7 protein-coding genes are annotated in these 11,233 nt (G+C 41.4%); 4 read left to right on the forward strand and 3 right to left on the reverse strand.

Translation table 11 applies throughout. The features are described from left to right. Window positions 1-43 precede the first annotated feature (43 nt). Together LEP1GSC050_RS17100 and LEP1GSC050_RS17105 are read left to right on the forward strand one after the other, a co-directional pair. Complete coding sequence (locus LEP1GSC050_RS17100; protein ID WP_010568975.1) at window positions 44-1,093, forward strand: DUF3089 domain-containing protein; 1,050 nt, start codon at window positions 44-46, stop codon at window positions 1,091-1,093. 83 nt (window positions 1,094-1,176) lie between these two features. After that, complete coding sequence (locus LEP1GSC050_RS17105; RefSeq protein ID WP_010568976.1) at window positions 1,177-3,504, forward strand: sigma-54-dependent Fis family transcriptional regulator; 2,328 nt, start codon at window positions 1,177-1,179, stop codon at window positions 3,502-3,504. A 37-nt stretch (window positions 3,505-3,541) separates the two neighbouring features. Here the strand turns inward: LEP1GSC050_RS17105 and LEP1GSC050_RS17110 are convergent, their stop codons facing one another. From LEP1GSC050_RS17110 to LEP1GSC050_RS17120, 3 genes are all read right to left on the reverse strand, one after another. Further along, a complete protein-coding gene (locus LEP1GSC050_RS17110; protein ID WP_010568977.1) occupies window positions 3,542-4,120 on the reverse strand; it encodes a hypothetical protein in 579 nt (192 codons plus the stop codon). 187 nt (window positions 4,121-4,307) lie between these two features. Next, window positions 4,308-7,454: a SpoIIE family protein phosphatase gene (locus LEP1GSC050_RS17115; protein WP_010568978.1), complete on the reverse strand. Its 3,147-nt coding sequence runs from the start codon at window positions 7,452-7,454 to the stop codon at window positions 4,308-4,310. Window positions 7,455-7,715: 261 nt separating this feature from the next. Next, window positions 7,716-8,522 (reverse strand): helix-turn-helix transcriptional regulator, encoded by an 807-nt coding sequence (locus tag LEP1GSC050_RS17120; RefSeq protein WP_010568979.1) that lies wholly within the window; start codon window positions 8,520-8,522, stop codon window positions 7,716-7,718. Window positions 8,523-8,997: 475 nt separating this feature from the next. On the opposite strand from LEP1GSC050_RS17120, the gene LEP1GSC050_RS17130 reads away from it, so the two are divergent. Continuing rightward, the gene (locus LEP1GSC050_RS17130; RefSeq protein WP_010568980.1) at window positions 8,998-9,846 is read left to right on the forward strand and encodes a 3-hydroxybutyryl-CoA dehydrogenase; all 849 of its coding nucleotides are present in this window, start codon (window positions 8,998-9,000) and stop codon (window positions 9,844-9,846) included. A gap of 56 nt (window positions 9,847-9,902) precedes the next feature. Further along, window positions 9,903-11,042: an acyl-CoA dehydrogenase family protein gene (locus tag LEP1GSC050_RS17135; RefSeq protein WP_010568981.1), complete on the forward strand. Its 1,140-nt coding sequence runs from the start codon at window positions 9,903-9,905 to the stop codon at window positions 11,040-11,042. The last annotated feature ends 191 nt before the right edge of the window (window positions 11,043-11,233 follow it).

Raw genomic sequence — 11,233 nt, forward strand, 5'->3', positions numbered from 1 at the left:
ACTCGGAAGCTATAAGCTTTCGGTAAAAGGGAACATTCATAGTATGAAAAATACTTTATATTTACAATTGCTGCTGTGCGGCTTGCTTTTAACAGATTGTACTTCCTTATTTTTATATTGGATCAAGCCGTCAGGTTCATTCCAAGAAAATAAAGTTCCTGCAGCTCCGGATTATTCTAAGCAGGAATCTTGGGCGGCCCTTCCTTCGATCAAAGACGATTCGGACGAGGTCCCGAATTCCCCCGAGTTTAAAAACTTACAGGATCAAGCGAAGGCAGATGTTTTTTTTGTTCATCCTACTACTTTCATCAAAGGGGAGGGTTGGAATGCGGAGATCGGTAGTAACTTAATCGTCTATGGGATTTCGCCGTTGAAATTGCAAGCTTCCGTATTTAACGAATCGGCGCGAATTTATGCGCCCCGATACAGGCAGGCGGTACTTTATTCTTTTGTAGATGAGACGGGAAGCGGTGAGCAGGCCTTCTCAATCGCAAGAAGGGACGTGTTAAGCGCATTCGAATATTATTTAAAACACTATAACAAAGGAAGGCCGTTCTTTATTGCGGGTCATAGCCAAGGTTCTATGATGTTGATCTCGGTCCTAAAGGAGTATTTGGATAAAAGAAAGGTCTCCAATTTCGTTGCGGCATATCTACCAGGTTGGTCGATTCATTCTTCGGATTTCTCGAATTTGAAAATATGCAAGGGCCCCAAAGACATCGGATGTTACGTAAGCTGGAACTCGAAAAAATGGGGCTCGCAACTTAGCGATTTTGCTCTTCCTGCTGAGCGATATGTGGGCGGGATTTGCGTTAATCCGGTGAATTGGATTTTGAATAGCTCCGAAACCTCGAAAGAGTTTCATAAAGGAGGGGTTGGAATCGGATTCTCTCATGTGGATCGAAATTACGTTAGGACCAAATGCCAGGACGAAATGCTGCAAGTCGATCTGCCTTCGAATCCGGAGTACGAGTCTCGTAGAGGAAATAAAAAAAATTATCATATCGCCGACTATGGACTTTTTTATCTGGATGTACGAACGAATATCCGCGAAAGGTTAGAGGCATACTTTTCTAAAAAAACGAAAGATTAAAATATTTACTCTAGAGATTTGGACTTTATAAAATTGCTGCTTGATCTTCTTAGAAAGAATGCTAATTTGAAAACTCTTTTTTCATGTATCTGCAATTTCTGACTTTATCATTTTTAATAGCGGTGTTGCTTAGTTTGCTTGGCGTGTTATATTGCCTCGAAGTTCGAAATAAAATTTCCGGAATAAAAGAGCTAACGATTTCTTTTGTATGTTTAGCTTTTTTATATTCGGCCTGCGTTTATGCTTCAGTTGAATTAGATCCGAGAGGAGCGCAGCACCGATGGATTTCGGTGACTGCGTCTCTATTCGCAGCCGTTTTTTTTCAGGGTTTTTTTTTCAAATTCCCATCTAAAATTTTCATAAAGAATTCGAATATTATTTTTCAAGTCGAGCTTCTGGTTAGTTTTGCCGTGTCCGCTTGGTTCTATTGGGAAACAAGACAAGAAAGTAAAACGTTTCACTTTAACGGCCATTATTGGGATTTAACGGCCACGTTTCAAGGTCGAATCGTAGCATTCTATTCGTTGCTTCTTTCATTCGGAATCGTTATAGTAGCGGTCGTTCAAATTTTGCGGAACCAAGGTCAGAAAAGAATCGCACTGATCGGGATTCTTTTCGCTTTTTTCCTTACCTTCATTGTGCCTACCGTGTTTCTCGCACTGTTTCGTTTGGGACAAGTAAACGCCTACGTATTTGTGAATGTATTTGCAATTTCCGTAATCGCCGGCTTTTTCGTGTTTCATGTTTTTTTCGTCAGCTACGGAAATCTTCAGACTTCTTTAGCCGTGAGAATTCTTACTATCGTTCTTGCAATGGCGCTTTCCGTTTCGCAGGTGATGCTTGGGGGATTAAGTCATTCGATTGAAAACGAATATGACAGTCTTCAATTTGCTCGCATAGCGGATTTAAAATCTCTTCCCGGCACAAAGAATCTGATTTTCATATCCAATATTTTAGAAAATCCTAGGAATACTATTTCTTCCGACCGGCCCTACGTGACGGTCGGGTCCAGATCATATTTTATATCCGCAGACGGAAAACCGATCGTCGTTTATCGAAACGAAACTGCAAAAGTCGAAGTCGGTTTCAGCTATGAATCGTATCGTAATTTCATACATCATTATATTCTGGATTGGGCTATTCGATTAATAGCGAGTCTTTTTATTTTAGTCGTCGGGTTCTTGATATTTATGAAAATCTCAATCCTTAATCCGCTTTTGGAGCTATTGCAAGGAGTAGATCGAGTGGAAGGCGGAGAATTATCCGTTCAAGTCGAAGTGCGCAATCGGGATGAAATCGGTCTTCTTACTAAGGCCTTCAACTCAATGGTTAACGCGATGAGAGAAGCTCGCCAAGAATTGCAGCAGTACACTTCCAACCTCGAACGGACGATTTTAGAAAGAGATTCGATTTATGATGCGGTTCCGCAAGAAAGAAATCTAGTCAATAAGACGCTTATTTATGCTAGCAGAAGCATGCAGGCAGTCGTGGATCGAGTGGAGCGAATTGCCAACAAAGAGCAACCTGTTTTGATAACCGGAGAGACGGGAACCGGAAAAGAGATAATCGCTGCGTTTATTCACGAACTGGGTAGAGGAAGCGACCAGCCGTTTGTTCCTATCAATTGTGCCGCAGTGCCTGTGAATCTTTGGGAGAGTCAGATTTTTGGACATTCCAAAGGAGCTTTTACGGACGCGAAATCGGACTATGCGGGCCTTGTCACGGAAGCTAAAGGAGGAACATTATTTTTTGATGAAATAGGAGAAATGCCTCTTGAAATTCAGCCGAAAATATTAAGACTTTTGCAGGAACGAAAGTATAAGAACGTCGGAGGTAGAGTGGAATTAAACGCGGAATGTCGGATTATTTTTGCAACGCATCGAAATCTAAAGGAAATGGCCTCAAAGGGAACTTTTCGAGAAGATCTGTATTATCGTATTAACGTTTTTGAAATCAACATACCTCCTTTAAGGGAGAGGCGGTCCGATATTCCGTTTTTAGCGAATCGATTTTTAGAAAACTATTCTAAACAGATGGAAATTGAAAAGCCTTCAATTAGCGAAGAAGTGATGGATTTATTTTTGCAATTTTCTTGGCCGGGGAATATTCGAGAATTGGAAAATTGTATTATTCGCACACTTGTGCATTTTAAAGGGGATACGATCAACGTGTCGGATCTCCCTCCCGAAATAGTGGAATTGAAAATTTCAAAATCGGAAAATACATCCTTAGCTCCGGTTACCAATAGCGCATATATAGCCGGCTTTGAACCGTTAGTTTCCATGTATTCCAGAAGATTAATCGAATCGGCATTAAGTCAATGTGCAGGAAACAAATCGGAAGCTGCACGTCTTTTGAAAATTTCGAGAGGAAAATTACAATATCAAATGAGACAACTCGGAATGGAGTAGGAAAAATTAATTCGAAATCTATAAAGTGAATTAATCGTTAAGGGCACTGCATCCCGGATGAAAGTGTCGCCGTATTTGTAACAGTTTTAAGTAAACTTGTCATACTGCTCTTTGTCGTACTCAACTTTAGAGTATATGTGCCGCTTGAACCTGCACTCGATCCCCAATCCCTACCCACGGCTATTCGATAAACCCCTAAAGTAGAAATAGGAAGCGAGATGGAATCGCCTACGTTTTGATTCGAATTTGTGGGGGGAGACGGACAGGTTCTGTCATTGACGCTGCCGTTTATTAAATTCGTTCCGCTTAGCGCGCTTCCGGGACCGTAAACGGATAATCGTAGAACGGAGGCTCCGGTCACCGCCGACACCGTAATTGTTAGGGTGTCGGATAACACGAATTGAGTGTCGTAGACATTCTGGCAATTTGTCAGGGAGGGGCAGGCCCAAGAATCATTAACGGATTGAGAACTTTGAGTGGCATAGGTTAAACCGGACAAAGCCTGATCCAATAAGAGGCCGGTGGCGCTGGAAGAGTCTAAGGAGAGTCGGCTCGCTTGATTGCAATCGGAGAGTAGAATCAAGGAAAGTAATAGGGCTGCGTAATTTCTATACAACTGCTTTTCCTCCATTTATTATCACAACAATTAGGAAGAGCATTTTTATCAACGTTAAATAAATTTATTGACAAATTTTCTTTCAGCTATACCGCAAAGGCAGGCTTTTTTGACCGTTTAAGAGGAAGGCCGATCGATTATTTTTTAAAAGAAATCGATCCTTTAACGCCTTGAAAAACTTTATTTTCTAAGAGTTGGACGTAATTTTGTTTAATGTATTCGATAATTTTAAAGCCGTCTCCGACTTCGGATTAATTTTTAGAGCTGCGGAAAGTAGGATTTTACTTCTTCCATAATTCTTCAAAGTCATATAAACTCTTGAGAGGCTTATTAGATTATTTAAATGTTCCGGATCCCTTAATCTCAGTCTTTCTCCTAATTCGACGGCCTTGTTGAGTTCTCCCACCTTTCTTGCAATTACCGAAGAGATGAAAAGAATTTCGTTATCGATAGGTCGCAATTGAAGATAGTCTTCGGCGTAGCGGGCCGCTTGATCATACTTTCCATTCTTGAGAAAAAGCTTGATTAATTTTTTCTTTACTCTCGGCACTCTCGGATCAAGAGCTTCGATTTTCTCGAGGATGGTTATCGCCTCCACTAAGTTTTCCTCGTTTTCGGCCTTTTTGGCAGCGGATAATAATTCTTTTACTCGATTAGAAAAATCTCCATCAACGGAATTGTCTATTAAGGCTCCGCCTTTGTATGATAAACGAATCATAGAAATATCATCGATCAATTCTCCTTCGCGCAATATCGCCTCATAAATGTTATTTAGATTTCCTTCTCCTTCTTCCACCATTCGCAGGAAAAGTTCCTCATCGTCGTTGATGATCCGATTGCCGTCGGATGCATTACCGATTAGAATGTCGTCCCGGCCGTCGGAGCCTACGATAATACTATCACCAGGAGACAATTGGAACGTTTCGATCCGAATCTTTCCCTCGATTCCGGTGGTACCTAATTTGCGACAGTTGAATTTGTCTCCGATAAAGCTAGCCTTTTCATCTTTGTAAAGGACTGCCCTAGGATGCTCCGCATTTATAAAAAGTAGCGATCCGGTGGTTTCGTCGATTAAACCCATCATGCAAGAGACGAGCATCGAACCTTCGAAACTTTCGAATACTTTATGAAGTTCTATAAAAGTATCCTTCAGCCATCGTTCCGGCGATTTTGAACGAACAGACTCCACATTTTTGGTCCGCTCGACTATGGATTCCAAAACCGCGCCTAAGACTAACGCTCCACCGGCCCCTTGCATCGATTTTCCCATTGCGTCTCCGTTCAGGAACACGACGTACGGATGTCCATTTAGTTGGATATTATTCGAAACGTTGAGGTCCCCGCCTATTTCATCCTCTCGGTTTTTAAACGTGAATTTCTTTTTTTGTTCTAGGAAGAAATCGACTTTAACGTCTCTGCTTTCGGATTTATTAGATCCAAGGGGTTTGATTAATAGAGAAGTAAGAAAAAAATCCCCGTCTTGTAAACGTTTTAGTTCCCGCACTTCGCTAAGAGTATTTTCCAGTTCGATCGTGCGCTCTTTTACTTTATGCTCTAACTCCTTTGCATATTTATCTAAACGTTTTCGTCCCGCTTGAATGGATCGCGCCATCCGGTTGAATGACCTCGCTATAAAACCCACTTCGTCCTCAACTCTGGGCTGCAATCTATAATTTAAATCCCCGGCGTTGATAGCTTGTAATCCGTCGACTACTTCGTTTAATGGAATGATTAAGGCAAATCGGAAGAAATATCTGAAACCGATCGAGACGACAAGAACAACCGCTATGAGCGAATACACGAATATCAGAGACGGGATATGATTGAAGCTTCTCAACATGCCGTATTGAAAGCCGACCTCGAAGAGAGATTCATTATCGGGTCGTTTATACATATAAGAAACCGTGAACGTATCGCTTCCGCCTTCTCCATGATTCGATTTCAGAATCCGATAAATCCTCTTCCCCGGTTCCGTCATCGGGGAAATCGGTAGCAAAATTTTCTCGGAAACGTTCCCGCCGGCATCAAAAGATTCGGTCTCCAAACTTCGTTTCAGAGCGGCTAACCCTGCCGAAATTGAGGGGTCTTTATCTTTCAATAGATTAAGGAGGCCGGATTTGTCGGTTTTGTTCGGAAGGTGAAGATATTTACTTCGGATAACACTTAATCGATCCGAGAGCATATTTAAGAATGAAGCCATTTCCGAATCGGAAACTTTCGATTCTTTTTTCAAAGTTAAGAATTCCTTAATTCCGGTTTTGTAAACGAAGAATTCCGGAGGCGCCTCCTCCAGGATGGTTTGCGATTTTTTCCATCGCTCTTTTCCTTCTAAATTTCCAAGATTACAAAGTGAAATGCGGAGATCGGTAAAACGAATCTCGAACTCCGAGCGGGTATTTAAGGAAACATTCCCTTTTTTATAAGGAAAATCGAATTTATCCGACTTCGGGGTATAAGAAGTCAAGTAGATCAATCCTTCGGGAGTTTCTCCATCGTTGACAATGGCTTTGATTTCTTGGTTTCGAATTTGATCGAAAGATTCGTCATAGCCGTTTAAGACGAAATATCCTACGAGTTGCAGCGTTAAAAGACAGGTTGCCATTGTTATGGCAGTGATCCTGCTCAAAATCGTAGTTCTCTCTTTCGTCACGTTCGCGTAAAGAATGACGATTAAAAATAAGCCGATTACTAACGACAAATCGGTAGTCTGCTGGTAAGAGGCTCTTGATACCGAACCGTCCCTGCTAAGGGAGTTCATGATTCCCGGAAGAACTCCAACGATGCAGAATCCTATAAGAAAATAAATAACCGCTCTTCTTTCTTTCCCCTTGGATACGAAAACTCGCCAAACTCCGGCTACAATGAAAAACAAAGTCAATAAAAGGATAAAAAGTGAAAACCATTTATAGAACGCGTGACTTTCGAAATCCCAATAATGACTTCCGATATTGTACGCCTTTGGAGCTTTTAAGGAAGAATAAATATAATAAACGCCGAAGACCGATGCGATCGCGTATAGAGCGATCCGAATCGCATTTCCGATCTTCACTCCCTTTGGTTCCGGAAAATAAAAGAAAAAGGTTAGGATCTCGATAAAGATGACCATTGATGACGGGATGACGATTAATCTATGATAAACCGTCCATTCGGCAGAAGAGCTGAAGCCGATAGCATAACCTAAGTGAAATAAAAAGAAAGAAAAGCTGAATAAACCCAGGTGAAGAGCGGGACGAGTTCTTTCTTTAAGAGAAAGGAAGAATTGTGAGACGAAGAGTCCGAAGGAGCTCGCTAAAGCGGATCCAAAGAAATAAAAATTGCACTGAAACAAATCCATATTATCGAAATCCGATCTGCATTAATAAAGGAAGAGAGAAAAACAGTAGCGACGAGAAACAATATTTCAACAATATTTCTCCGTCTCTTACATAATCATGTAAGAAGCATACTTTTTTTTCGACGAAGTTTAGGTCAAAATCCCTTCAGTTTTAAATCTACGCACTCTTCCTATAGAAGAGACTGTCGGCTGGAATCTTTTTCCTGTAGAACGTAAGATATCCTATGGACATTATCTACCGGAGGGGAGAATTAATATCGGTCAAATTCCCGTCAATGATTCGTCGATTGATCGAATGCGAGTTCGTTTTGATTTTCGAAAAACGACTGAAGGTCTATGACCGTACGTCGTTCTGAATGTTCTGCTAAAATGAGCGGAGTCGGAAAAGCCCGCAATATGAGCCGCTTCGGTTAGATTCGAACATCTATGCATATTCTTGGCGGCTACTTTGAGCCTTAAATTTAATAAGTATTTTCTAACGGAAATGAAAAGGGTTTCTTTGAATAAATGTCTGAATCTATCTTCGGATAAGTTTACTAGCTTAGCTAGATGTCCGAGTTTGATTTCTTGAGGATGCGGTATGTGCGCAAGTGAATGTAAATGATTCACGACCGTCATAACCCGATTATCCAAAGCTTTCGATTCTTTATAAGGTAAAATCGATCCGAAAATCGTATTAACTAAATTCTGTAATATGATAAATGCTTCAGCGTCAGTGGTGTCCTCCGACATGGCTTTCTTTACGATTTCCGACAGATTCGGAATTTTGTTAGAGTCAAAGACTTGAATCCCCGCATTTAAACTACCTGCGATCCTTTCGAAGAGCAGCGAATCCGGATCTATATTTAAATTCAAAACGTGGGTTTGCTTAGCCATTTCGCGATACATTTGATTAGGCGGAATGAAAACGCCCGTGAACTCGATTGCAGGTTCGTTCGGAAGGAAAAGGCGAGCGGGTCTTTCTACTGAAATGAGTATGGACGCGGCATATAGACTATGCATCGCGCTTGTTTCTTCCCAAGCTGCAAATAAAACATGGCAGTCCCAAATATACAGGGAATTCTTCATTCCAATTCCTCTTAAAGCAATGCTTCCAGTTTCTATTTTGAGCGAAAGCAAAAGAATTCAACGAACGAGTAAATGTGAATCTCTAGCCGAAACGTTCAAGTTTATTTATCAACTCGAGCCGATACATTCAAGCTTTCTCACCGCAGGACAAGTATAGTCCTATTAGTTCTTAAGGTTAGCGGTCAGGATAGTATGGATATTAATTATAGACGAATATTTTTTGTCATCATGTCGCTATATTCGATTCTAATGAAGTCATCTCACTTTTGGATCCGATTTGACATTCAAATCGCTAAATATTCGAAAAACCGATCCAGAGGCAAAAAAAAGGTATCGTTAAAGTGGCTATCACCCGTGCGGAATTCCCAAGTTTTAGAATCGTATTTGATTCGCGAATCCGGGATTTCCGTACGGTTCTTCTTTTGTTAAACGAATTAGGGATTAACGAATCGAAATATTATTATTGGAGAGAATTATGATTAGGTTAGGGGTAGTGGGTGCCGGGCAAATGGGTTCGGGAATTTCGCAAGTGTTGGCGCAGAGCGGTTATCATGTACAATTATTCGACATCAGCGAACCGCAGTTGGAAAAAGCGATCGGTAGCATAGAGCAAAATTTGGGGAGACTTGCGAAGAAAGGATTATTTCCCGAATCGGAGATCAAGGCGGCTATTTCCAGGATCAACAAAATCAACGACCTCGAAGAGTTAGAGGATGCGGATTGTATCATCGAAGCCGTTAGCGAAGACGAAAAAATTAAAATAAGCTTATTTGAACGACTAGATAAGATTGCGAAGAAAGAATCTATACTAGCATCGAATACTTCCTCCATTTCGATAACTAGAATCGCTTCTGCGACAAGTCGGCCCGAAAAGGTGATCGGACTACATTTCATGAATCCGGTCCCTATGATGAAATTGGTGGAGATCATTCGCGGCCATAATACTTCCGATAGCACTTATGAAACCGCTCGAACGCTTGTGGATAAGCTAGGAAAGGAGTCCTGCGTGTCGGAAGACTATCCTGCGTTCATAGTTAACCGCGTACTGATTCCCATGATTAACGAAGCCATTTTTGCCGTTTATGAGGGAGTCGGAAAACCGGAAGAAATCGATAAAGGGATGAAACTCGGGACGAATCAACCGATGGGCCCGATCACGTTGGCGGACTTTATCGGCTTAGATACCTGCCTTGCGGTTATGAACGTTTTGTTTAGCGGGTTTAAAGAGCCGAAGTATAGGCCATGTCCTCTCCTCGTAAAAATGGTCGAAGCCGGGCATTTGGGAAGGAAATCCGGAAAGGGATTTTATAATTACACAAATTAGTATTCGTTCATTAACTAAATGAACGGTTTTTCGTATTAATAAAGGAAGATAAAATTATGAATTTTGAATTGAATGAAGAACACTTAACATTGAGAGAAAGTGTCCGAGAATTCGTGGAAGAGAAAATCAAGCCGATAGCTTCGAAGATCGACGAAGAACATAAAATGCCGGACGATCTTATATCTCAGATTGCCGAAATGGGATTTCTGGGGAGTTACTTACCCGAGAAATATCAGGGAGCCGGTTTGGACATTCTTTCTTACGTTATTATAATAGAAGAAGTTTCGAAAGCTTGTGCCTCTACGGGAGTATTGATTTCCGGTCATACCTCCCTTGCGTGTGATCCGATTTATCGATTCGGAACGGATGCGCAAAAAGAGAAATGGCTTCCGGACTTGGCGTTAGGTCGTAAAATCGGTTGCTTCCTGCTAACAGAACCGGACGCAGGTAGCGACGTGGCCAATCTGACTACGACATATCGGAAGGAAGGCGATTATTATATTCTGAACGGGAGTAAGAATTTCATCACTAACGGAGCGCATCTCGGGACAGGCGTCGTATTTGCCACCTCGGATCGAAACCTGAAACATAAAGGCGTCACCGCTTTCATATTAGATTTGAAGTCGGAAGGCGTGGTTATTTTAAAGAACGAAAATAAACTCGGAATCCGAGGCAGCTATACGACGGCTTTCGCTTTGGACGATGTGCGAATCCCTATCGAGAATCTTTTGGGAGCGGAACATCAAGGTTTTAAGATCAGCATGGAAACCTTAAACGGTGGGCGTATAGGCATCGCAGCACAGGCGTTAGGGATCGGGGAAGGAGCGTTTGAAAGATCGATATCATACGCGAAGGATCGTAAGCAATTCGGAAAGCCGATCGCGGATCTGCAGGCCATTCAGTTCAAACTAGCGGATATGTTTACTAGATTGGAACAGAGTAAGATGCTTACCTATCGTGCCGCCTGGGCAAAGGAAAATTTGCCGAATTATACCTTAGAATCTGCGATGTGCAAAGTTTCCGCCTCCGAAGCCGCGACGTTCGTTACCAAAGAAGCGATTCAAATTCACGGAGGATACGGATTCATTACCGACTACGAAGTGGAAAGAATGTTTCGAGACGCTAAGATAACCGAAATCTACGAAGGCACCAGCGAGATACAAAGAGTCGTGATTTCTAAGATGCTATTGCAATAAGGAAATGCTTTTTCGGAAAAGGAGATACCGGAACGATTTTTAAGTCATTGCACATTTCTCCATTCTTTAAACGCCTCTCATTCCAATGTGCGGAAATATATATTATTATAAAATAGAATATATATTATATATAATAAATAAGCATCATTATAAACCGAATTAATTTTGAACGATTCGGCTTTTATTTTTTA

Origin of the sequence: Leptospira broomii serovar Hurstbridge str. 5399 (assembly GCF_000243715.2) — a bacterium.
GTDB classification, from domain to species: domain Bacteria; phylum Spirochaetota; class Leptospiria; order Leptospirales; family Leptospiraceae; genus Leptospira_B; species Leptospira_B broomii.